The following is a 23,186-nucleotide window of genomic DNA, read 5'->3' on the forward strand; positions in this document are numbered from 1 at the left end:
GCCGATGAGATGGGGGCTTCGTCGTCGCGTGGGAGGCTGCCTGCTGTGACGCTGACTCAGCCGAGTTGAGGATCCGGGTAGAGGAGGCTGAGGTCGACGTTGTCGACGGCGATCGGAATTCTGGAATAGCCCGGAGGCATCACTGCGATGCGCACTCCGGTGCTCAGCTGTGCTGAGTTGCCGACGAGTACCTGATTGTGGCGACTGAGCACTGCACACCCCGAGAGTGGTGAGAGGATCCGCAGTAGCTCTGCCTCGACGTCATTCATGAGAATATCGATGCCGGCGACCCCGACCTTGACGCCGTCGACGGAACAGGGCACTGCCATCGTCAACAGGTAGTCGTCGACGCCCAGATGGTCGATGTACGGTCCAGCCACGGTGCGGGTGCCGGCATGGAACGCGCCTTTGAACCACTCGAGGTACTCATAGTCATAGAATCGGTCGGAGTCGGGGTCGAGGATGAAATCGCGACGATTGATCTTCTCCTCGTCCCGCACCCACCACTCGATTCTGGCGGTCTCGGGTTTGAGCTGCGAGAGCTGGAAGATGAGACCGGCGCCGTCGAGGCCAGGGTGCTCTTCGAGGAAGTCGGCGACGTCTCTGCCGAGGGCTCTGCGGGTCTTCGAGCTCACTTCATGAGGTGGGTCGCCGGCGAAGTCCGAGACGAGCCGCGGGCTGAGGGATGATTCCAGGCGCTCGAGATCGACGAGGAGGTCTTCGACCCAGACTGCCAATCCGTGTGCGACTTCTTCTACCTGTGAGTGGGCCATGCCGCCCCTTCCTGTGGCTGTTTCACCGTGCCGGCGTGGTATCGGCGCCGTTCGAGTCGAGAGTGAGCTTCACATCGATGAGACTGTAGACGGTCTTTCGGATGTTCGCCTCGACCGCTCGTTCCGCCCGGTCGGAATCGCGATCGCTGACGGCTTCCAAGACTTCACGATGATCGGCGATGACGTCGGAGATCTGAGCTGCCGCTCCTGCCGGGGACCATTTGAGGGCGAGGATCTCGCTCTGCAGGCGCATCTCTGCCCGCAGCAGCCGTGGAGACTGCGACACGATGGCCAGCTGCATATTGAATCGGCTGTCGGCAGCCGAGCATTCGGCTGGGGTGCTCGCATTCTTCATCCGGGCAGCGGCATGGTCGAGCTCTGCCACGGCCTGGGTGTGAGCTCGCTGGCAGGCCAACCGGACTACGCCGGTCGATACTGCGGTGTGCTCATCGCCGTAGTCACGGTACTGGACGATGGAGAGGCTTGAAAGATAGTTCCGGATCTGTTCATCGGTGGGGAAAGGCACCGAGACGATGAAGGTGCCGCCGCTGCGGCCACGGTGGGTCTCGACGATGCCGTTCTCCCGCAGAACCGCCAAACTCTTGCGCAGGGTGGCTACTGCGACATTGAACTCTGCGGCGAGTTCGATCTCTGCCGGCAGGCGTTCTCCCACTGAGATCGATCCCAGCGAGATCGCAGTGACGATCCTATCGGCCAGGGCATCGCCGTAGCCGAAAGGGCCATGGGGTCCCTGGGACGCCGGTACGAACGCAAACGAATTCGCCAACGGCCCCACCCCTCCTGACTTCACGTTTCTTCAGATCCTAGCCTCTGCCGGAATCCTAACCTGCACAACCTCAGGTTCAGGCCGCCTCGGCGGCACCGATGACAGTGGGCAGCCACTCCAGTGCGACATCACTGGGCAGGTCCCAGGACGAGGCATCATGCCTGCCGTATTCACCGACGCGAGTGGCGCCGAGTTCGGTGAAGCGGCGATCGAGATGTTCACTGCCTTGGCTGTATGTCTCTTCGTAGAACGAATCGCCGAGGCCGAACATCGCGTACTTCACGCCGGTGAGGTCGCCGGAGAACGCAGTGAACTTCTCATGGAACTCGATTGCGGTATTGGGGAGTTCGCCGTCGCCGTGAGTGGAGCAGACAACGAGGTAGAAGTTCTCAGGAGTGAGGCTCTCAGGTTCGAAGTCCTGGAGATCGATGACCTCGGCGGAGTGACCGTCCGCGTTCAGCTTGTCGGCGAGGTCCTGAGCGATGAGCTCCGAGTTGCCGGATTCTGTTCCGTAGAGGACGACGGTATTCATTTCATCTCTTTCGTTCGATGTTCTCAGTTGTGCGGGACTTGCATTCTGCTGTGTCATTCACGTCTTCGGTGCTGCGATTCATGGATTCTGCGACTGTGCGGCGGCGAGCATGTCCTCGTGGTCATGGAACTTTCGCCGGATCCGTGACTCGTCTGCGTTCGCGAGCTCCGCGGCATCGATGCGCCTCCAGTCGGCGAAGTCCACCGCTTGGTTTCTCAGTGCTCGGGGGAGAGCCTCGTAGCCGCCGGTTGTCGTCGACGGAGAGTCAGCCGACTCGAAATCGGCGATGATCTCCTTGGCGACCTGGTGGGCATCGGAGCGGTTTGCAGGTATTGCGCCCACCGGCCCGCGTTTGAGCCACCCCGAGCGGTAGAGTCCGGGGCCGATGCGACCGAGGTCGTCCGAAGGGGTGAAGTCGTATTCTTCGGCGTAATGCCAGTGCCCCTGTGCGTTGACGTCGAAGCCGATCGCAGAGATGACGGTGTCAGCAGGGATCACGCTCGCCTCTCCTGCCGGAGCCGCAGACAGGTGGACGGTCTCCACGTGTTGGGTACCGCCGATCCGCGAAGGAGTTGCACCGAAGACGAAGTGGACGTGCGCGCGCGCCTCAACGACCTCTTGCGAGGCGAGTTCTGCAAAGGCGGCTTCGCGCTTGCGTCCGAGGGTGTTGTCCTCGGTGGCAGGGCTCGAGTTCGCAACGGTGATGCGGACTCCGGGAACCTTGCCCAGCTCTCGGATCATCGCCACATCAGCCTTCGCCGAGGCGATGGGGGATCGGCTGAGGACGGTGACGTGTGTGGCCGGAGAGCTGAGATAGGAGTCGAGTGCTTCCGGGTTCACATCGCTGTCCATGTAGTCGGCGGCCGTCTTGATGAGGAAGCGCACCATGTCGAGGGCGACATTGCCCGCTCCGATGACGACGACGTTTTGGCCGATCGCGGGCATCGGGATGTTGGGGCGAGGCACGGTATTGAGCGCGTTGACGATGTCGCCGGAGACGAGCACTCCGTCGAGGTGGGCTCCCGGAACCGTCAATGTCCGATCACGCCACCGTCCCGTGGCCAGGACGACGATGTCGAACTCTGCGCGGATGGAATCGAGGTCGATGTCGGTGCCGACTTCGACATTGCCGGCGAATCTGAAGTCGCCGGAGGAGAAGTTGCGGTCGAACTGTCGAGTCACAGCCTTCGTATGCTGATGGTCGGCCGCGACACCGTACCTGATGAGTCCGTAGGGGGCAGCGAGGCGATCGAAGATAGTGATCTCTGCATCTTTCCAGTGACGGCGCAGGGCCTGCCCCGTGAAGCAGCCGGCAGGACCGCTGCCGATGACCGCAATATGTCTGGGTGTACGAGCATTCATGGTTCGACCTCCATCTGTCGACGAATTCTCCGTTGAACTCCGAGCCGAGGCCCGCCGGTCGCAATGATCGCCGAGGAACTGGCAGCCTCACGACCATAACATCTGTTTCTCAATCATTGCGGATCGCGAACACTTCGGCAAGTGCTGCGAGGGGAATCCTGCGTTCTTGCTCATCGAACCGATAAATTGCCGGCAGGAAGGGGCTTGCGTGCCATGAGTCACATATGGTTTGATTCATGCATAAGTGAATGTTTGATTCACTGTAAGCGTTGATCAAAGACGATTGGCTGGAGAGTGACGCTGATGAGCACAACCATCGACACGACAGAACTTCCCTATCTCGACATCTCTGCGCCGGGTTTCGCCATGGCATCCGAAGAGGTTCGCGATGCCCGCGAGCAATCCTGGATCGCCCGGACCAACTACGGATACGCCGTCCTCAGATACGACGAGGTTGCAGCACTGCTGAAGAACCAGAGCCTCTCCCAGGGCAGCGCTCGTTGGCCAGACCACCATGGAGTCCACTCCGGAGCGTTCCACGAATGGTGGCGAAAGAACCTCCTGGTGCTCGAATCCGATGAACACCATCGGATCAGGCGGCTGCTCAATCCGGCATTCTCTCCGTCGATGGCGCGCAAGCTCGAACCCGAGTTCGCAGAGATCGCCACTGAACTCCTCGACTCCTTCGCGGACAAAGGGGAATGCGATTTCGTGCGCGACTTCGCCGAACCGTTCGCCACCCGCGCCCTGTGCGCCATGATGGGCCTCGACCACAAGCACTGGCCATTCATCGCCTCCCGCGCCAATACCGTCGGCTATGCGCTGTCGGTGTCGATCCAGGAGAAGATCGACGAGGTCGACGAAGCGGTCCGCGAACTCTACGAATTCGTCGAAGGTCTCATCGAGGAGCGACGGGCAGATCCCGGCCAGGACGTGGTCTCCCGCCTTGTTCATTTCAGCGAGTCCGGGGATAAGCTCGATGCCGAGGAGCTGCGCAATGCGCTGGTGCTCATGCTCTTCGGCGGCATGGACACGACCCGCAACCAGCTCGGCCTGGCAATTCAGACCTTCATCCGGAACCCGGAACAGTGGGAGATCCTCGCGCAGCGCCCGGAGTTGGCGAAGTCTGCTCTCGAAGAGGTGCTGCGCGTCAATCCCACGACTCGCTGGGTGACACGAGAGGTCATCGAGGACTTCGAGTATGGCGGTATCGAATTCACCGCCGGCACCACGGTGCACCTGTTCACCCACACCTCAGGCTCGGACGAGCGTGCCTTCCCGAACCCCGAGGTCGACATCACCCTCGACGATCGCAAACCTCACTTCACATTCGGCGGCGGCATCCACCATTGCCTCGGTCATTACATTGCGCGGGCAGACATGAGCCAGGCCCTGCCGATCCTCGCCTCCCGCATCACGAACCTCGACTGCCCGGGCGGCGACACCTGGCTGCCCGACTCGGGGAACACCGGCCCCATCGGACTGCCGTTGACCTTCGACTCTCGCAGCTGAGACCGACGGCTGACACCCACGACCGGCCATTCACTCCCACAACTGACCGCATCACTCCCGGGTATTCCCGGATCGACCGTTCGGCAGAGCTGCTGGACCGCGAACAGAGGAAAATGAACAATGACGATCACTGACCCGCTCACCGCCCAGTCTGCGCAGGCCGATCCCGCTGTCGAGGCGATTCGCCGCCGGACCGCCTCCCACGGAACCAACCTCGCCGAGGTGTTCCGCTCGCGCATCGCCTCAGAACTCGAAGACAACAGCGCCCTCGAGCGTCACCGGGAAGCGAACACCGACAACGACACCGTTGAAGCGCTCAAAGAGAAGATCGAACGCTCGGGCGTGGAATACATGTACTACGTGGTGCCCACCCTGCGCTCGCGCACAGTGGCCAAAGTGGTCCCGGCCAAGCACTTCGTGCGCAACCTCGAGAAGGGCGTGAACTTCACCCGCAACGCCCTCATGGACTTCCAGAACGATGTCCACGGCAGCCCCATCGGTGCCAACATCAACTCAAAGGAGTTCGTGGCGATGCCGGAGGCCGACTCCTTCAACCCGCTGCCCTGGGACGGGGAAGTCGGACGGATCTTCTGCTCGACCTACGAGCCAGACCACCTCGGCGGCATTGCCGGACGACCCAACGTCCATGACTCTCGTGCGCACATGAAGCGGACGCATTCGCTGCTCAAGGACGTCTTCGGACTGACGATGAAGTCCGGCACAGAGCCCGAGATGGTGTGGGTCGGCGAGTCCATCACGCCGAAGTCCATTCCCGGTTACAACCCTGCCTATCAGGTGGAATACCTCGAAGGAATGCGTCCCATCTACAAGCGCATCCATGAATACGCCGATGCACTCGGTTTCGACATGATCGAAGGCGATTATGAGGACCGCGGGCAGATCGAGCTCAACTGGAACTTCGACGACATCGAGAACACCACCGACCGGCTGGTCACCTACCGTCAGATCTGCTCCCAGGTCGCTCGCGAGTTCGGAGTCGAAGCCTCCTTCATGCCCAAGCCCTTCATCGGAGAGATGGGCGCCGGCTGCCATCACAACATCTCACTGTGGGACGAATCCGGAGTCAACACCTTCGAAGACGAAGGCGTCAAGGAGCTGCACCTGTCCCAGCTGGGACGCTGGGCAGTTGGCGGAATCATCAAGAACTCTCCGGCGATGATGCTCATCTTCGCCTCGACCGTGAACTCCTATAAGCGGTTCTGGGATCCGGGCCAGTTCGCCCCGGCTCGTGCCGACTGGGGACTCGACGACCGCGCTTCGATGATCCGGATCTCCTCGAACGGACGCGCCGAGGTGCGCGTCCCCGACGCATCCGTCAACCCGTATCTGTCCCATGCGCTGCTCACTGCGGCCGTGGCCGACGGGATCGGCAATCAGGTCGAACCCCCGGAAGCCGGAAGCCAGGGCATCGAGCTGCCTCGAACCCTCGGCGAAGCCGTCGAAGCCTTCCGCAATGACGAATTCGTTCGGACAGCACTTCCACCCGAACTCGCCGATACCTTCCTGGAGATGAAGGAGAACGAATGGGCACAGTACTGCGGCGTGCTCACCCAGTGGGAGTTCGACCAGTACTGGCAGGCGATCCCATGACCGAAACGAGCATCCGCTTCGCCTGCATCGACTCAGAGGCCGCGCCGCTGTTCGACAAGTCGAAAGACGGCGGAATCACCCGAACCGGGTACGAACCCGAAGCTGCTCAGCTCGTCGCCGAGGTCCTCGGCCGTGAGCTCGAGTGGGTCATCGTGGCCTGGGACGACATGATTCCGGCGGTGCTCCGTGGTGACGCCGACGCTGTGTGGTGTGGACAGGGGATCATTCCCTCGCGGCAGGCGCAGGTGGACTTCACCCGCCCCTACGCGGTCTTCAACGAATCCGTCCTCGTCCGTGCCGGTGACCCGGCCACCTCACCGGACCACCTCGGCGGGTACAAGGTTGCGGCTATCGAGGGCAGTGCAAACATGGTCCTGGCGGAGACGTTCCCCGGTGCACAGCTTGTGTCCTTCGGCCCCACAGACGATGTCTTCGCCGACATGATCCAGGCGGTCCGTGATGGCAGTGTCGACGCCATGGTCGACGACGATGTCGTCACCGTTCCGCTCGGTGATGAACCCGAGTTCGATCTCGCTTTCACGGCTCAGACCCGCAACCCGTGGGGAGTGGGAGTGGCGAAGGAAAACGCTCCGATGCTCGATCTCCTAGACACTGCCTTGGCACAGGTCATCACCGATGGTCGCCTCGCCGAGGTGTGGGCGCGGTGGATGCCGCATCTGCCCTTCCCCGCCGAAACCCTGTCCGCGGGACGACCCTCATGACCACTGCTTCGGGCACCGCCTCATCGCGGCCGCTCATCGCCGTCCCCGCCATGTCGTCCGGGCAGGTGCAGGGGCTGCGGCACTCGGGCAGCGTCGTCGCCGATGCTGTGCTCAGGTCGATCGCCGCCGCCGGCGGGGAACCGGTCATCGTGCCCCCGGTGATCGACAGTGGCCTGTACTCTCGTGTCGACGGCATCGTCCTGCCCGGAGGGTCGGACATCGACCCGAAGCGCTATGGGCAAGAGCCTGACGAGTCCTATGCCGGCACCGACCTGCCGTCTCAGGATGACGCTGACGCTGCGGCCATCTCCGCGGCTGAGAACCTCGGCATCCCCGCTCTCTTCATCTGCCGCGGCCTGCAGCTGTGGAATGTGGAACGTGGGGGGACCCTGTTCCAGCACTGGCCGGCCGGCGACGTCGACCATGTCGGCCAGGTCCATCCGGTCAGCGTTGAAACGGGTTCGCTCTTAGCTCGGGCCTTGGGGGCCAGCGAGGATGTCCAGGTGTCGAGCTATCATCATCAGGCGATCGACGAGCTCGGTCGAGGACTGCGGGTGACTTCGCGAGGAACCGATGGCTGTGTCGAGGCCGTCGAAGACGACGAACACACGATCCTTGCGGTGCAGTGGCACCCCGAGGACCGGGCGGATTCAGAGCCCGTGGACCGGGCGCTGTTCGAATGGATCGTCACCCGGGCGGCAGAACATCGCCAGAACCGCAGCTGAACAGCCGACGCCGACCTCGTGCGACCAGTGCGCAGCCGAACAACCACAGCCAACGAAAGCGAATCGCAGTGACCGTGCATGACCTTGTTCCAGCAGATGTGCTCACAACATCTCCCACCGCCGAAGCGGTCGTCGAGATCGCGGTGATCGTGGGGCTGAATACGCCGGGGCAGACCTCAGCCTCGACCGCGCTGCAGAAACAGCTGACGATCACCGCGGTCGATTCGATCCATGAGCTCGGCGGAAGGGCCGTCATCCACGATGTGAGCGATGCCGGCGAACCGGACTATGAGGCGATCGCAGCCGCTGACGGGATACTCGTCCTCGGTGGGGGAGACGTTGACGCGACGATATACGGTCACACCGAGATCGTGCCCAACGAATATGGCAAGGACCGGCGAGCCGATGAGCGTGAGATCGAGATCATCGCCCGCGGGATCGGTGAGGATTCGATCATGCTGCACCTGTGTCGTGGATCCCAGCTGCTCAATGTGGTCTGCGGGGGCAACTTGATCCCCGATCTCGACCCCTACCACCTCCACAAAGGGGCCCCAGGGGAGCCGCTCTTCCTCGACGAAGAGGTTCGACTCGAACCAGGGCATATCATCCACGAGCTCTATCAGGTCGAGAAATTCACTGTCCGCAACGGACATCATCAGGCCGTCGGTCGGGTCGGCACTGGTCTGTCCGTGGCCGCTCGTGCCGCCGACGGAATCGTCGAAGCAACGGAACGCGTGGACAACACCTGGATCCTCGGTGTGCAGTGGCACCCGGAGGAAGCTGGTGCGAGCAAGGCCGACAGGGACATTCTCTTCTCTGCCTTTCTCGAGCAAGCGCGGGCTCGGACCCGCTCCCGAGAAACGGCGATTGCGCAGGACTGACCCGAAGCTGACTCTAAGCCGACGCTGCCCTGACCCTAAGCCGACACTGCCCTGACCCCGCGCTGACCCCGCGCGGCACCCCGTCCGCAGACGACCTCCGCCACCCGCCGCAGACGACCTCCGTCGTGGACTTGACTGCCCAAAAGCGATGGGTAAGGTTGCATCTATGAGCGTATTCTCGCGGGTGAGACGCTGCTTCAGGGTGTCATTCGACGTGCCCTGCCCGGGTCTCGAGCACCCGGAGTGACAGGCAGCCTCCACATCACCTTTGCGAATTGATACATACCTTTCGAACGCACCGGGGGAAAAGTGTTTCTCAGTTTGTATGAGCAAGAGCGTCTGATGATCTACACGGCCGGAAAATTGGCCCTGGAGCGCAAAGACCGCGGCCTCAAACTCAACCTGCCCGAAGCGACAGCCGTCATCACCTCCTATCTCCTGGAAGGCGCCAGAGACGGAAACAGCGTTGCCGACCTGATGGAATCGGGCCGACACGTGCTCAGCAGAGATGACGTCATGGAAGGGGTACCGGAAATGCTCACCCAGGTTCAGGTCGAGGCGACGTTCGCCGATGGGACCAAGCTCGTGACCGTGACAGGACCGCTCCAATGATGAGCAACGAACACGGACCGGCAGGAACGGGACCCGACGACGAGAAGCAGGGCACCAACCCGTTCGAGAACGAAGAACTCAAGCCCGAGCATCGCGACATCGATGCCGAGCATCCCAGCGATGATCCGGGCCGTGACTACGACGACGTCGAAGCCACCGTGATCCAGGAACCGGGCATCGACGAACGTGAGCGGCACCCCTCATCGGGCCCCAGCGGCCCCAGCGAGCCGAGGCGGCCCGGAGCGGGATCCCGCCAGGGCCCACGCGAGGAGTCCGCAGCACCGGTCACGGCTGCAGATAAGGTCATCCCCGGCCAGATCTTCCTCCGCGATGAACCCGTCGAGATCAACGTCGGCTTGGCCGTGACGACCCTGCGCGTCGCCAACGTCTCCGACCGTCCGATCCAGGTCGGTTCGCACTTCCACTTCGCCGAGGTGAATCCCGGCTTGGAATTCGACCGCGGACGGTCCTGGGGCAAGAGACTGAATGTGCTCTCCGGCGGCGCGATGCGCTTCGAGCCGGGAGCCGATGAAGAAGTCGAACTCGTTCCCATTCAGGGCGCACGCATCGCGCTCGGGTTCCGAGGCGAATGCAGAGGAGAGTTGGATGGTTGACATATCGAGGTCCGAATACGTGGCATCGTTCGGCCCCACCGTCGGTGACCGAGTCCGACTGGCCGACACGGACATCGTCATCGAGATCGACGAAGACTACTGCGTCGGCGGCAACGAGGTCGTCTTCGGCGGCGGAAAGTCCGCTCGCGAATCCATGGCCCAATCATCACGGACCCGCGCCGAAGGCACTCCCGACCTCGTCATCACCGGCGTGATCATCCTCGACCACTGGGGGGTCATCAAGGCCGATGTGGGCATCCGCGACGGCCGGTTCGTCGGCATCGGACGCTCAGGCAACCCCGACACCATGAACGGCGTCGACCCCAATCTGGTCATCGGCCCGAACACGGAGATCGCCAGCGGCAACGGACTCATCATGACCGCCGGCACCGTCGACACGCACGTCCACTTCGTCGGACCCGACATGTTCCAGGTCGGACTCATGGCCGGAACTACGACAATGGTCGGCGGCGGAACGGGGCCAACGGAAGGCTCGAAGGCCACACTGGCCACCCCCGGCCCCTGGTGGCTGGCTCGCATGTTCGAAAGCATGGACCCCTGGCCGGTCAACGTCCTGTTCCTGGGGCGCGGCAACACCATGAACGACGAAGCCCTGCTCGAACAGGTGCGCGGCGGTGCCGGCGGCTTCAAGATCCACGAGGACTGGGGCGCAACACCCGCCGTCATCGACAACGCCCTGCGCGTGGCCGATGACACCGGAGTCCAGGTCGCCATCCACTCCGACACCCTCAACGAGGCCGGCTTCGTCGAAGACATGCTCGCCGCGGTCAAGGGGCGCACCTTCCACGCCTTCCACACCGAGGGTGCCGGCGGCGGCCACGCACCCGACATCATCACGATCGCCTCGGAGCTCAATGTTCTCCCGGCCTCGACCAACCCGACGCGGCCGTTTACGACCAACACCGTCGACGAACACCTCGACATGGTCATGGTCGCCCACCACCTCAACCCGCAGGTGCCCAATGACCTTGCGTTCGCCGAGAGCCGAGTGCGGGCGGGAACCATTGCCGCCGAGGATGTTCTCCAGGACATGGGAGCACTGTCGATCATGTCCTCCGACGCTCAGGCCATGGGTCGCATCGGTGAGGTCGCCATGCGCACCTGGCAGACCGCTCACCAGATGAAACGCCTGCGCGGACCATTGGCAGGCGATGATCGAGCCGATAACAACCGCGCCATGCGCTATGTCGCGAAGTACACGATCAACCCGGCCATCGCTCACGGCATCGACGCCCACGTCGGCTCGATCGAGGTCGGCAAGCTCGCTGACTTCGTGCTCTGGCAACCCTCGATGTTCGCGGTTCGTCCGCACACCGTGTTCAAGGGCGGCATGGCGGCCGTGGCCGCCTTGGGCGACCCGAACGCCTCGATTCCGACCCCGCAGCCTGTGTCCGAGCGGATGGGCTTCAACTTCCGGTCGTCCGCGGCGGCAGCGACGAGCATGGCGTTCGTATCGGAACACGCGATCGCTGACGGCATCGCGGACAAGGTCAACGTCGACAGGCCCTTCGTGCCGATCACCTCGACACGCGGAGTCACGAAGGACGACATGATCCACAACTCGGCCCGCCCGAAGATCGAGGTCGACTCCGACACCTACGCGGTCACCATCGATGATGAACTCATCGAACACGAACCCGCGAAGTTCGTGCCCATGGCCCAACGCTATTTCCTGTTCTGAGAACAGGAATGACACGAAGCACCTCACGCGCGACCCTCCTGATGCTCGGCGACGGGCGACTTCCCTCGGGCGGGTACGCGCACTCCGGTGGGCTCGAACAGGCCATCCGGCAAGGTTGGGTCACCGATGTGTCCGACCTGAAGGACTTCCTGCGCGGACGCCTGCACACGACCGGGCTGATGAACGCCGCCTTCGCGGTTTCGGCTCGACATATCGTCGGTGATCACCGGTCCCTCTCCGAGGCGGGGGGCCGTCCCGCGGATACGACCGTGGACGAGATTGCGGAGTCGCTCGCCATTCTCGATGCGGAGCTCTGTGCCCGCACACCCGCCCCGGCCCTGCGCACGACGGGGGAGTGGTTGGGGACGCTGATGCTGCGGTCGATGCAGCGAATCCATCCGCATCCGCTGCTTGAGTACCTGCCGAAGGGACTGCAGCAGCCGCTCGTGTACGGGGCAGTCGGTCGAGCCGTGGAGCTGGGGGCTGCGGAGACGGCGGCCGTCGTGCTCCACGAAGCAGTCACAGGACCGGCCACCGCTGCGGTCAAGCTCATGAGCATCGACCCCTTCCAAGCCCACGGAGCAATCCTGTCCCTGGGCGAGGAGCTCGACGTCGCCGCGGAAGCAGCCGCCGACTACGAACTCACCCCGGCCCGGGACCTGCCCGCACTGAGTTCGCCCCTGTCAGATTTCGCCGCCGAGATGCACGTGAAGGACCATGTTCGACTATTCGCATCCTGAGAGCAGGACTCCCGGCACCGTGTACTCTGCCGAGGTGAAACCCAATGGCCCCAGCGGCATGACGTGCCGGGCCTCTGTGGCGACCGAGCTGAGCGAGCCCGGCCGGCCGGGAACACGCGTGTCGGGCCTGCGCGCCCAAGCCCCACTGGTGCCGCGACCCACCGGCGCCAGCGGCCACGAACCCTATATCGATCGAGATCCGAATGCCGCCCGCATCGCCCTGACCTCGGGAGCAGCCGGGCCACTCGGCGGGGACCACTACCGTTTCGACGTAAGCGTCGGCGAGGGTTCGAGCCTGCTCATCCGTGAAGTCTCGGCCACCCTCGTGCTTCCTGGCGTCCACGGTCACCCCTCATTGTTGGAATCACGCGCCCACGTCGGCGAGGCAGCGACCCTGGTGTGGGTGCCGGAGCCGGTGATCGCGGCGAAGGGGTGCCGCCACACGCACACCGTCGACATCGACCTCGCGGCCGACGCGCGACTCTTCTACCGCGAAGAGCTCGTCCTCGGCCGTCACGGCGAAGACCCTGGAGACCTCAGCTCCGCCTTGACCGTCCGCCGAGGCGGTGCTCCGCTGAGCGTTCAACGCTTCGACCTGGGACCGAACAGCCCCGGCTTCGACTCACCCGCCGTGGCAGGACGAGGACTGGGCGTCGGTTCCATCGTCATCGTCGACCCCGAGGGCGGACTGCCGAAAGAGACCGTGGTCATCGACCCGCAGACCGCGATCCTGCCCGTCGACGACACCTGCGTGCAGATCACTGCGGTCGGGTCTGACGGTCTGGCGCTGCGCAAACGCCTCGACGCCGCACTCACGCACATCGGCGAACCCTGGGGCCGCGAACAGACCTGGTCCGCAGTTCCACGATGAGCCCCACGACTGACCTGACATCCACAACCTACAAGAGCCATCACGAAGAGAAGGAGAGACAATGACCACTGGAAAACGAGCACTTCGCTTGGGCATCGCCGGGCCTGTCGGCACCGGCAAGAGCTCCTCGATCGCCAATATCTGCACCGCGCTCGCGCAGGAGTTCCGCATCGGCGTCATCACGAATGACATCTACACCGATGAGGACGCACGCTTCCTCAAGGCCGCAGGAGTCCTGCCCGAAGAACGCATCCGCGCCGTCGAGACCGGCGCCTGCCCGCACACCGCCATCCGTGACGACGTGAGCATGAACCTGCTGGCCGTCGAGGCCCTCGAAGAGGACTTCGACCCCCTCGACATCGTCCTCATCGAATCCGGCGGCGACAACCTCACCGCCACATTCTCACCAGCACTCGTCGACGCCCAGCTCTTCGTCCTCGATGTCGCCGGCGGCGGTGACGTGGCACGCAAGGGCGGACCGGGAATCGGTCGCGCCGACCTCCTGATCATCAACAAGATCGACCTCGGCCCGCACGTCGATGTCGACGTCGACCTCATGCTCGAGGACGCGAAGAAGGCTCGCGAGGGCGGGCCGGTGCTCGGAGTCTCTCGCAAGGTCCCCGAAACCGTTGACGCACTGGCCGACTGGGTCCGCGAGGTCCACGCCCGTTTCGACAAGGGCGATCACACCCCGATCGACCCTGGTCCGATGGCCCCGCACTTCCACGCCGAGGAAGAAGGCGAAGGCTATATGCACACCCATGCCGAAGGTGGAGAAGCCCACCAGCACTGAACTGAGTCGACCATATGAAACGAAGGACCGCCTCGGCGCTGGTGGCCTCTGTGGGGGCGCTCGCACTCGCACTCTCTGCATGCGAGGCTCCCGACGGCGGCGACTCGCAGCTGGTCATCGGCACCGAGGACCTCGGCGGATACAACCCCGTCAACGGCTATTCCGTCGACGGAAACTCCCCCTTCTACGACGGCCTGCTGCGCCTGCAGGAGGACCCGGGAACTGGACAGATGCCGGACCTGACACCGGCGCTGGCAGCCGCGGAACCGAAGGCGACTGAGGACTCGAGCGCATGGACGGTGAAACTGCGTGAGGGCGTGACGTTCTCCGATGGCTCCGCTTTCGATGCGCAGGACGTGGCCGCCACCTATCGGGCCATCATCGACCCAGATTCCGCCTCGGAAGTCGTCGATGCCTTCCGGATGATCGAGGACATCGAGACACCGGATGAGTCCACCGTCGTCTTCCGGTTGAGCGAGCCGACGCCCACGTTCGCCTCACGGCTGACCCTGGGGATCCTGCCCAGCGAGGCCATCGAGAAGGGCACGCCGGCCGCCGACTGGAGCGTCAACAGCGAACCCGTCGGCACCGGTGCCTACGTCCTGGAATCCCTGACCTCGGACACCGCCGTGCTCAAGGCCAGGGACGACTACTGGCGCACCACTCCTGAACTGAAATCGGTGACGATCCAGGCTTACGCGGATTCCTCCGCGCTGGCGGCAGCAGTCTCAGACGGCAAGGTCTCCGGGGCAGCCGTACCACCGCGCTCGGTCGACAAGATCGCGGGGGAGGACCATGAGATCGTCACCGCGAGAACCGCCGACTGGCGCGGACTGACCCTGCCCTCCGACAACCCGTTCACCGCCTCGACGACCGTGCGCAAGGCACTCAACATCGCCATCGACCGGAACAAGATCGTCGATGAGGTCCTCGCCGGCCACGGCACACCGGCCTCGACCCCGGTCGGAGAGTTCTACGGCGATGCCTACGAACCCTCGGCCAACTTCGAACTCGACGTCAAGGCAGCGCAGAGAATGCTCGACGAAGCCGGATGGAAGAAGGGTGACGACGGCCTTCGTTCCAAGAACGGACAGAGCGCGAGCATCCCGTTCACCTATCCCGCCGGTGACTCCGTGCGCGGGGACATCGCCGCCGAGGTCGCCGCCCAGCTCAAACCCTTGGGTATCACCGTCGAGGTCGAAGCCGGCGAATGGGACGAGATCGAGAAGTCCATGACCAGGCAGGCGATCGTCTACGCCGGTGGGGAACAGCCCTACAACATCGATCACCAGATCAGGGCGGCGCTGCATACCCGCACAAGCACCTCCGGGGTCTTTGACAATCCCTCCGACGTGGAAGTTCCCGGTGCTGATGAACTCCTCGACCGTGCCGCCGAGGAGACCGATGAGGCGAAGGTGAACGCGGACTACCGCCGGGTCCAGGACCTCTACATGGACGACCCCAGCTACCTCATCGTCGCCTTCCTCGAACACACCTATGTCGCCGACACCGACGGCTGGGACGTTCCGGATGCCACGTTCGAACCCCACGTCCACGGCTCCGACTGGGGCCCATGGTGGAATCTGGCGGACTGGACGAAGAGCTGAGGGGCACAGTGGCCAGGGTCGTCGTACGTCGCTGCGCGATCATCTGCGGCGGGATGCTCCTTGCAGTCCTGGCCGCTGGTGCGGGCGTGTTCGCTCTGGCCGCGGCCTCACCGACGAACCCTCTGGCCCACACCGTCGGCAGCTGGGAGTTCGCCTCCGAGCAGGCACGAGCCGACCTCGAAGCCGCCTACCACTCCGGTGGGTGGCTCTCCGCTTGGTGGCAGTGGCTGATCACGGCGGTGACCACGGGTGACCTGGGCTATTCCCGGATCCTCCACGCCCCGGTCGCAGAGATCGTGGCTTCCCGCGGACTCAACACCATCGCCGCCAGTGTCTGCGCCGCCGCCATCACCGTGATCGTGGTGGGTGCGGTGGCGATCGCGCTGGCCCGCTTCCCGGGACTGGCACAGAGTTCGAGCGCCTCGGGCGTCCTCGGCGCCTGGCTGGCAGTGCCCTCGTTCCTCATCGCGTTGATCATCGTCGTGGTGTGGGGCGCTTCACTGCCCAACCCCGCCACCAGTGCCCCGATCACCCTGACCCCCGGGGTGGCGATCACGGTCGCGCTCGCCTGGGCCGCCCCGCTCATCGCCGCGGCCCGTTCTGCTGCCGCCGAGGTGTGGTCGACGCCGTGGGCCCGTGCACTGATCGGCCGGGGATTTGGCCACAGCGCCCGGATCCGCACGGTTCTGCCCACCGTGCTCGGCGCCGTGCGCAGCCCAGCACTGGTCTATCTGCCCACCATCGTCCTCGGCGAGGCCGCCGTCGAAGCGGTGCTGGCCTATCCGGGGCTGGGCAACGCACTCGTCCAAGCCGCCGCCGGAGCCGATCTTCCGCTGCTGGCCACCGTCACCTCGATCGCGGCGGGAATGACGACAGGACTCGTGCTGCTGGTGCACACCGCGACGGCCCGTGGTGATCGGTCATGAGAACTCGACTGCCGATCGTCGCCATCGCAGTTGTTCTGGTGGCGCTCATCTTCGGCCGCTTCCTGCCGACGCAGACCACTGATTTCGCCAACTCCCTGCTGCCACCCGGAGACGGTGGACTGGCTGGAACCGACCATTACGGGCGCAGCGTCTTCCGAACCACCTGGACCGCAGCCGGTGGATCGGCTCTTGCCGCACTCATCACCGCCTCGGCGACAACTCTCATCGGGGCCGCCATCGGAGTCGTGTCCACCCTGTCGCGGGCATTGTCGAAGATGTCGACCGCCCTGCTCATCGCCACCGTCACCGTGCCCTCGATGCTGCTGACCTTCATCGTCGTGGGCATCCTCGGCGGGGGACGAGAAGCGATCATGGTCACGGTGGCACTCACGCACTGGCCGATCGCGGCCCAGCTCATCGGGCCGAAGCTCAGCGAAGAATGGAACTCCGGGTGGGTGCGCTTCGACCGCCGCCTCGGCGCCACCCGCCGTCAGATCCTGACCTGGCATCTGCTCCCGGCCGTCTGGGGGCGAGTGGCCGCGGCCATGGCGATCACCTTCCCCTCAGCCGTCGTCCACGAGGCCACCACCTCGTTTCTGGGCATCGGAGTCGACCCTGCCGCGGTGTCCCTGGGTCCGCTCATCGCCTGGGGTCGCAACGACATGACCGTGGGAGCATGGTGGACACTGCTCGTCCCGACGCTGGCACTCATGCTGCTGCTCCTGCCGCCGACGATCATGTCCCGCCGACTCGGAGAAAGGCCGCGATCACTGTGAATGCCATTGCCCTGAGCCAGTGTTCTCTGCGACTGCCGTCGGCAAGAGCCCACATCCTCTCCGATCTGTCTGTGACTCTGCCGCTGGGGCACATCACCTGGCTGGTAGGGGAGTCCGGGGCCGGGAAATCCACACTCTGCAATCTGTTGGCCGGGCTGATTCCTGCCCGTGCCGATGTCACCGGTCATCTCGACTTCGGTGCCGAGCATGGTGACTTGGACAGTGATCGGATCGCCCCGGGTGCCCGCCGGATCGATACGGGAGCCCGCCGTACCGGATCGGGCACCCAGCGGATCGACCTGGGCACCCGGCGGGGTAGGAAGCTGCTCGCTGAGCTGCGCGGGCGCGGCGAACTCGCGTGGGCCCCGCAGAACGCGATGGATACGTTCCCACCGCGACTGCGTCTGCGGCAGTGGTTCCACCGCGCGGGAATCGATGATCCGGACCTTCGCCCCTTCGGTCTGGAGAACACGCTGCTGCAGCGATACCCCCACGAGCTCTCGGGAGGACAGATCTCCCGAGTCTCCCTGGCCGCGGCCCTGTCACACACGCCGAGGCTGCTCGTCTGTGACGAACCCACCGCCGGACTCGATCCCCGGCAGGCCGATTCCATGGTCGCCATACTCGACGACTGCGCCCGTACCAATGGAGCCGCCGTACTCGCCGTCACCCACGACCTCTCCGGCATGGCCAGGAACGCCCGAGGTGATGACCCTGTCGCCGTCCTCTTCAACGGACACATCGTCGACACCTGCACCGTCGAGAACTTCTTGGCAAGAGACGCCGACAATGCCTACAGTCGGGCCCTTGCCGCAGCCGCACCGGACGCGGGAGCCCACCCGCTGCCGCTGACTCCGGGCCACCTCGGCGGACGGGAATATCGTGTCGGCGATGAACTGCGCCGCTTGGACGGGGCACCCATCCCCGGCAGCGACATCATCCCCGGCAGCGACATCATCCCCGGCGGCGACGTCATTCATGCCAGCGATGATCGGGCACAGCAGATTCGGGGTGACGCCGATGGAGCTGCATGAGCTCGAGATCGACTACGGGACCACCCTGATCGGCCCGGTCAGTGCCGATTTCCCCGCCGGGAAGGTCACCGTTCTGCGAGGCGGTTCGGGCAGGGGCAAGACCACCTTGTGCCTGGCCATGACCGGATTCCTCACCCCCACCAGCGGGCGCATCCGCGGTGAGCCAGGCGTGCTGGTGCCGCAGAACCCACGCGAATGGCTCAACCCCAGGCACACCGTCGCCGAGGTGATCGACCGGACCGCTCGCATCCTCGGACGCAAGCTGGAGGCCGAAGAGCGAACCGACATCGTGGCCCGCGCACTGCTGGGACAGGAACTGCTCGAGCACAAGTGCGGTGAGCTCTCCGGAGGTCAGGCAGCCAGGGTGTGCCTGGCCCGGGCCTTGGCCAGCGGAGTCGACACGATCGTCTGCGACGAGCCGACCGCGGCACTCGATGCATCGAACGCAGCAAGGTTCGCCCGTCTGCTCAGCGCCTTGGCAGAGGCAGGGCACACGATCATCTGGGCCACACACGATCTGCCACTGGTCATGGCGACCAACGCGAACAGCAGAATCGTGTCCCTGGACCGGTGGCGTTGAGCCTCAGCCGCACGCGGTGAGCGCCACATCCGCTGAGGTCAGCTCCGCGGGGCGCCCTTGATCGCAGGTTGCACTGTCACCCAGCGTCGAACAGCGACGATGAGCATGGTGGTGAGTCCGACGATGAGCAGACCGTCGGCGGCGATATAGAACAGGTGCAGGCTCGACCCGCCGTCGTCGACACCGGCGAGCACGGCATCGGTGCGTTTGTTGAGCAGAGGTCGGATCACGGCGACCTTGGCGATGAGGACGACCGTCACCGCAGATGTCAGCTGCCGGTACCCGGCACCGACGGCTGACTTGAACACCGACCACAGCAGGAGCACGGCAATGACGATCTCGACCCAGTTCATGGCGGTGAAGACCAGACGGCCGATGCCCAGCCCCAGCGGGATCGTGATGCCCGGAGCGGTGAACTTCAGCGGCGCCTCGATGAGGGAGATGCCGATGATGAGGCCGAGCCAGATAGCAGGAAGAACGATGCGAGCACCCGCGGCGAGACGGGTGTCCTGAGAACTGAGGACATTGGCCATGTCTCGGATTCTACTCCCGGTAGAAGAGCTGCGGTATCGGCGCGTAGAAACCACCCCGCACCCCAGCCCGGAATGCGTGCACTTGCGCTCTAGACTGGTGCTCATGCGTCTGTTCTCCAATGCCGTCGTGCGAAGTTTTGCACCTGCCGCCCCTGATGCCACCTCAGCGGTCGCACCCGACTCGATCCTCGTCGACGGGGAGACGATCGTGGCCGTGGGCACCAGAGCCGAACTTCTCGACATCGCAGCCTCCGAATCCTCGACGACGGCAGCGCTCGCCTCGGCGGGAGGAATCGGAGCCACCACGGTGATTCCGGGCCTCGAAATCGAAGAGATCGACTGCGCCGGCCAGGTCATCCTGCCCGGCCTCGTCGACGCGCACATGCACTCGATCCACTACGCAGACTCCCTGACCGACCTCGATCTCTCCGAAGTCCGATCCTTGACCGAGGCGGTCGACGCCATCCGAGAACGCGCCAGCCAGATGCCGTTCGGCGAATGGGTGGTCGGTTCCGGGTGGGACATCAACAAATGGGATGACCCGCGCTACCCCGATCGCGAACTCCTCGACCAGGCCGTGCCCGACCACCCGGTGGCGATGTGGTCGGTCGATCTCCACACGCTCTGGACGAATGGCCACGGCCTGGAGATCGCCGGCATCGATGATCTCACCGCGGACCCCTTCGGCGGAGAATTCGTTCGCGATGACGAGGGCTCGCTGACCGGGCTGGTCCGTGAGGATGCCACCGACCTGGTGGCCAGATTCATTCCCGAACCCACCCGCGCAGAACAGGTCGAGCGACTCGATCGCACCCAGAAGCTGTTCCTCTCCCAGGGGCTGACCGGGATCCACGACTTCGACTCCATCGCCTCGACGTTGGGGTGGTACGACCTGCGCGAAGCCGACCGACAGCACATCCGTGTGACGAAGTACCTGCGCGGCCCAGAGGTGCCCTGGGCCATCGAGACCGGGTGGCATACCGGCGACGGCGATGACTGGCTGCGCCGAGGTGGCCTGAAGCTGTTCTCCGATGGAGCCCTGGGCTCGCACACCTGCCACATGTCCTCACCGTTTCCCGAGCCGCACGTTCACGAAGAGACTGTGACCCCCGACGAGGCAGGCGCCGAGCAGGAGTCCTACACCTACCCCGGCACCGTGCCCGAGGACGCCTTGAGCAGTGCGCCGGAGGACGCCAACTACGGGATCGCCCAGATGTCAGAGGACGACCTGTTCGAGAACGCACGCCGGGCCACCGAGGTCGGTATCTCCGTTGCCATCCATGCCATCGGCGACCAGGCCAACCACCATGTGCTCAACGTCTTCGAACGTCTGCGCCAGACCACGAAGGAGGCGCAGGAGCGCTTCGAACGCCCTCTGCGCCATCGGGTCGAACACGCACAGTTCATTCAGCCTGCCGACGTCGCCCGATTCGCCGAACTCGACGTCATCGCCTCCATGCAGCCTCGTCACTGCATCTCTGACCTGCACCTGCTTCACCTCATCGACGAATCCGCGCAACTTGCCGCCTACGCCTGGCCGGACCTGTTGGCCGCCGGGGCACACGTGGCCTTCGGCTCCGACGGGCCGGTGGAGCCCGCGAATCCCTTCGCGGCGATCTATGCGGCGATGACCAGGGCTCACATCTCCGGAGACGCGGCCACGAGCTTCCAACCTCGACGGCGGCTCTCTGCCGCTGAGGCAATTCGGCAGCACACCCAGGGCCCGGCCTATGCGGCAGGACTCGACGATCGACGAGGTTATCTGGCCCCGGGCATGGACGCCGACTTCATCGTCGTCGACACCGATCCGTATGTGGCAGAGGGGTTGACCGTGCCTGCGGATACAGGCGGCACCGGTGGGCACGGCGCTTCGGCCGCGAGTGTGCAGGAGGGGCCGCTCGATCATGATGGTCTGCTCGGCTATGAATCCGAAGAGGCGCTCTTCGCCCACGCCGAGGCGATCCGTGACACCACGGTCGCGCTGACTGTGGTCGGCGGACAGGTGAAATACCAAGCCTGACCGGCACCACCGCTAACTCGCGGCTCAATCACCGCTGTCCTGCCATTGCTGTCCTGCCACGAAGTCCTGCCACATACCTGAAGTCCCATCCTGCCGAAAAGGATCCTCACATATGCTTCGCTCGTACATGGCCCAGGCACGGAAGATCGATGCCGCCACCCCCGACTCCCGCAACCGAGAAGTCGACTTCCTCCGCGCGGCAGCGATCACCGTCGTCGTGCTGGGACATTGGACGATCATCGCGGTGAGCTCCACCGGAGGCATCGAGCCGCACGGCCTGCTTGACGAGGCTCGATGGACGCACCCGCTGACTTGGGTGTTCCAAGTGATGCCGATCTTCTTCCTCGTCGGCGGCTATTCCAACGCTCTGTCCTGGCGTTCGGCGAGACGGAAGAACGTCGGCTACGCCGAATGGCTGCGCGCTCGCCTGCGCCGCCTGGGACTGCCCCTCATACCGCTTCTGCTCGTCTGGCTGCTCACCTGCATCATCGCGTTGAGCTTCGGCGCCGAACCGGCCGCGGTGCAGCTGGCATCGCAGATGGCCCTGGTGCCCACCTGGTTCCTCGCCGCCTACCTGTTGGTCGCGATCGTCGCTCCGCCCTGCTTGGTGCTGTGGGAGAAATGGGGCTGGTGGTCGATCGTCCTCGGCATCGCCGCGGCAGGGATCATCGACGTCATCAGCATCACCACCGGGAGCATCCTGGCCGGCTACCCCAACTACCTGCTCGTGTGGGCCAGCTTCCACCAGTTCGGCTATGCGTGGCTCGACGGCAGGCTCTCGAGCCTGAAGCGCTGCCTGCTGCTCTTCGCCATCGGCGCCCTCGGGCTCGGACTCCTCGTCGGCCTCGGCCCGTACCCGGTCTCGATGATCACCGCAGGCACCGATGCGATCTCCAACTCGGCCCCGACCCGGGTGACCATGGCCTTCCTCGGAATGGCCCAAGCGGGAATCGTGCTCATGCTTCAGCGACCGCTGGCGGCGCTGTTGCGAAGCCCGGGACTGTGGATGCTCACCGTCCTTGTGAACCAGAGGATCATGACCTGGTTCCTGTGGCATCTCACCGCTCTGACGGCGCTGGCCCATGTGCTCCTCGCACTCGATGCCGAGGCGCTGCTGCCCACCCCGCTGACCGGTGTGTGGTGGCTGACCCGCCCCCTGTGGTGCCTGGCGCTGCTCGCGATCACCGGCATCCTCGTAGTGATCTTCGGCCGATTCGAATCTGCGCAGTCCGACGATCGCCCTGCACCGCCGGTGTGGATGCCGATCCTCGCCGCGGCAGCGATCTGCGCGGGACTGGCGATCATGGCCGATGTGGGTATGGTCAATGCATCCGGGGTGACCTGGATCTGGCCGCTGCTGCCGCTGGTGGGCATGATCGTCTTCGGCGTGGTCAAACTCCCGCGTAGGCGCTCCTACCGAGACTGACCACGCAGATCCTCGCCGAAGCTGACTCCACAACAAGAAGACCCCCC

23 protein-coding genes are annotated in these 23,186 nt (G+C 64.5%); 18 read left to right on the forward strand and 5 right to left on the reverse strand.

The window, feature by feature from the left end; all coding sequences use genetic code 11:
* Positions 1-56 precede the first annotated feature (56 nt).
* The 4 genes from ACE03M_RS08450 to ACE03M_RS08465 form a co-directional block, all read right to left on the reverse strand.
* Entirely contained in the window at positions 57-773 is a 717-nt protein-coding gene (locus ACE03M_RS08450) for a cache domain-containing protein (RefSeq protein ID WP_143923093.1), read from the reverse strand.
* A gap of 22 nt (positions 774-795) precedes the next feature.
* Positions 796-1,560 (reverse strand): FadR/GntR family transcriptional regulator, encoded by a 765-nt coding sequence (locus ACE03M_RS08455; protein WP_186293109.1) that lies wholly within the window; start codon positions 1,558-1,560, stop codon positions 796-798.
* A gap of 76 nt (positions 1,561-1,636) precedes the next feature.
* Positions 1,637-2,092 carry a flavodoxin domain-containing protein gene (locus ACE03M_RS08460; protein WP_143923095.1) on the reverse strand — a complete coding sequence of 152 codons (456 nt, stop codon included), beginning with the start codon at positions 2,090-2,092 and terminating at the stop codon, positions 1,637-1,639.
* Positions 2,093-2,170: 78 nt separating this feature from the next.
* Positions 2,171-3,454 carry an FAD-dependent oxidoreductase gene (locus ACE03M_RS08465; protein ID WP_485933537.1) on the reverse strand — a complete coding sequence of 428 codons (1,284 nt, stop codon included), beginning with the start codon at positions 3,452-3,454 and terminating at the stop codon, positions 2,171-2,173.
* 303 nt (positions 3,455-3,757) lie between these two features.
* On the opposite strand from ACE03M_RS08465, the gene ACE03M_RS08470 reads away from it, so the two are divergent.
* The 16 genes from ACE03M_RS08470 to ACE03M_RS08545 all read left to right on the forward strand — a co-directional run bounded on the left by ACE03M_RS08470 (position 3,758) and on the right by ACE03M_RS08545 (position 19,160).
* Positions 3,758-4,966: a cytochrome P450 gene (locus ACE03M_RS08470; RefSeq protein ID WP_485933539.1), complete on the forward strand. Its 1,209-nt coding sequence runs from the start codon at positions 3,758-3,760 to the stop codon at positions 4,964-4,966.
* Between the two features lie 120 nt (positions 4,967-5,086).
* Positions 5,087-6,577: a glutamine synthetase family protein gene (locus tag ACE03M_RS08475; RefSeq protein WP_485933541.1), complete on the forward strand. Its 1,491-nt coding sequence runs from the start codon at positions 5,087-5,089 to the stop codon at positions 6,575-6,577.
* Positions 6,574-7,299: an ABC transporter substrate-binding protein gene (locus tag ACE03M_RS08480; RefSeq protein WP_485933543.1), complete on the forward strand. Its 726-nt coding sequence runs from the start codon at positions 6,574-6,576 to the stop codon at positions 7,297-7,299. The genes ACE03M_RS08475 and ACE03M_RS08480 overlap by 4 nt, the downstream gene beginning before the upstream one ends.
* The gene (locus ACE03M_RS08485; protein WP_485933544.1) at positions 7,296-8,024 is read left to right on the forward strand and encodes a gamma-glutamyl-gamma-aminobutyrate hydrolase family protein; all 729 of its coding nucleotides are present in this window, start codon (positions 7,296-7,298) and stop codon (positions 8,022-8,024) included. The genes ACE03M_RS08480 and ACE03M_RS08485 overlap by 4 nt, the downstream gene beginning before the upstream one ends.
* 68 nt (positions 8,025-8,092) lie before the next feature.
* Positions 8,093-8,905 (forward strand): gamma-glutamyl-gamma-aminobutyrate hydrolase family protein, encoded by an 813-nt coding sequence (locus tag ACE03M_RS08490; RefSeq protein ID WP_485933546.1) that lies wholly within the window; start codon positions 8,093-8,095, stop codon positions 8,903-8,905.
* A 309-nt stretch (positions 8,906-9,214) separates the two neighbouring features.
* Positions 9,215-9,517, forward strand: coding sequence for an urease subunit gamma (locus tag ACE03M_RS08495; RefSeq protein WP_092104410.1), 303 nt, complete (start codon positions 9,215-9,217; stop codon positions 9,515-9,517).
* Positions 9,514-10,131, forward strand: coding sequence for an urease subunit beta (locus tag ACE03M_RS08500; RefSeq protein WP_260848146.1), 618 nt, complete (start codon positions 9,514-9,516; stop codon positions 10,129-10,131). The genes ACE03M_RS08495 and ACE03M_RS08500 overlap by 4 nt, the downstream gene beginning before the upstream one ends.
* Complete coding sequence (locus ACE03M_RS08505) at positions 10,124-11,833, forward strand: urease subunit alpha (RefSeq protein ID WP_485933549.1); 1,710 nt, start codon at positions 10,124-10,126, stop codon at positions 11,831-11,833. Before ACE03M_RS08500 ends, ACE03M_RS08505 begins: the two co-directional genes overlap by 8 nt.
* A gap of 8 nt (positions 11,834-11,841) precedes the next feature.
* Positions 11,842-12,573, forward strand: coding sequence for an urease accessory protein UreF (locus ACE03M_RS08510; RefSeq protein WP_485933550.1), 732 nt, complete (start codon positions 11,842-11,844; stop codon positions 12,571-12,573).
* Positions 12,551-13,444, forward strand: a complete 894-nt coding sequence (locus ACE03M_RS08515) for an urease accessory protein UreD (RefSeq protein ID WP_143923104.1) — start codon at positions 12,551-12,553, stop codon at positions 13,442-13,444. The genes ACE03M_RS08510 and ACE03M_RS08515 overlap by 23 nt, the downstream gene beginning before the upstream one ends.
* 61 nt (positions 13,445-13,505) lie before the next feature.
* The gene (gene ureG / locus ACE03M_RS08520; protein WP_143923105.1) at positions 13,506-14,237 is read left to right on the forward strand and encodes an urease accessory protein UreG; all 732 of its coding nucleotides are present in this window, start codon (positions 13,506-13,508) and stop codon (positions 14,235-14,237) included.
* 14 nt (positions 14,238-14,251) lie between these two features.
* Positions 14,252-15,844, forward strand: coding sequence for an ABC transporter substrate-binding protein (locus ACE03M_RS08525; RefSeq protein ID WP_485933552.1), 1,593 nt, complete (start codon positions 14,252-14,254; stop codon positions 15,842-15,844).
* A complete protein-coding gene (locus ACE03M_RS08530; protein WP_485933553.1) occupies positions 15,811-16,770 on the forward strand; it encodes an ABC transporter permease subunit in 960 nt (319 codons plus the stop codon). The genes ACE03M_RS08525 and ACE03M_RS08530 overlap by 34 nt, the downstream gene beginning before the upstream one ends.
* Positions 16,767-17,546 (forward strand): ABC transporter permease, encoded by a 780-nt coding sequence (locus ACE03M_RS08535; protein WP_143923108.1) that lies wholly within the window; start codon positions 16,767-16,769, stop codon positions 17,544-17,546. Before ACE03M_RS08530 ends, ACE03M_RS08535 begins: the two co-directional genes overlap by 4 nt.
* Positions 17,447-18,580, forward strand: coding sequence for an ATP-binding cassette domain-containing protein (locus ACE03M_RS08540; RefSeq protein WP_485933554.1), 1,134 nt, complete (start codon positions 17,447-17,449; stop codon positions 18,578-18,580). Before ACE03M_RS08535 ends, ACE03M_RS08540 begins: the two co-directional genes overlap by 100 nt.
* Positions 18,567-19,160 (forward strand): ATP-binding cassette domain-containing protein, encoded by a 594-nt coding sequence (locus ACE03M_RS08545; protein ID WP_186293110.1) that lies wholly within the window; start codon positions 18,567-18,569, stop codon positions 19,158-19,160. Before ACE03M_RS08540 ends, ACE03M_RS08545 begins: the two co-directional genes overlap by 14 nt.
* 38 nt (positions 19,161-19,198) lie before the next feature.
* Here ACE03M_RS08545 and ACE03M_RS08550 read toward each other — a convergent pair whose 3' ends face one another.
* Positions 19,199-19,693 carry a hypothetical protein gene (locus ACE03M_RS08550; RefSeq protein WP_485933555.1) on the reverse strand — a complete coding sequence of 165 codons (495 nt, stop codon included), beginning with the start codon at positions 19,691-19,693 and terminating at the stop codon, positions 19,199-19,201.
* Positions 19,694-19,796: 103 nt separating this feature from the next.
* Between ACE03M_RS08550 and ACE03M_RS08555 the strand changes: the two genes are divergently transcribed.
* Together ACE03M_RS08555 and ACE03M_RS08560 are read left to right on the forward strand one after the other, a co-directional pair.
* The gene (locus ACE03M_RS08555) at positions 19,797-21,713 is read left to right on the forward strand and encodes an amidohydrolase (RefSeq protein WP_485933556.1); all 1,917 of its coding nucleotides are present in this window, start codon (positions 19,797-19,799) and stop codon (positions 21,711-21,713) included.
* 112 nt (positions 21,714-21,825) lie between these two features.
* Entirely contained in the window at positions 21,826-23,139 is a 1,314-nt protein-coding gene (locus tag ACE03M_RS08560) for an acyltransferase family protein (protein WP_485933557.1), read from the forward strand.
* Positions 23,140-23,186: the final 47 nt, after the last annotated feature.

The organism is Brevibacterium sp. AGC70 (assembly GCF_057334195.1).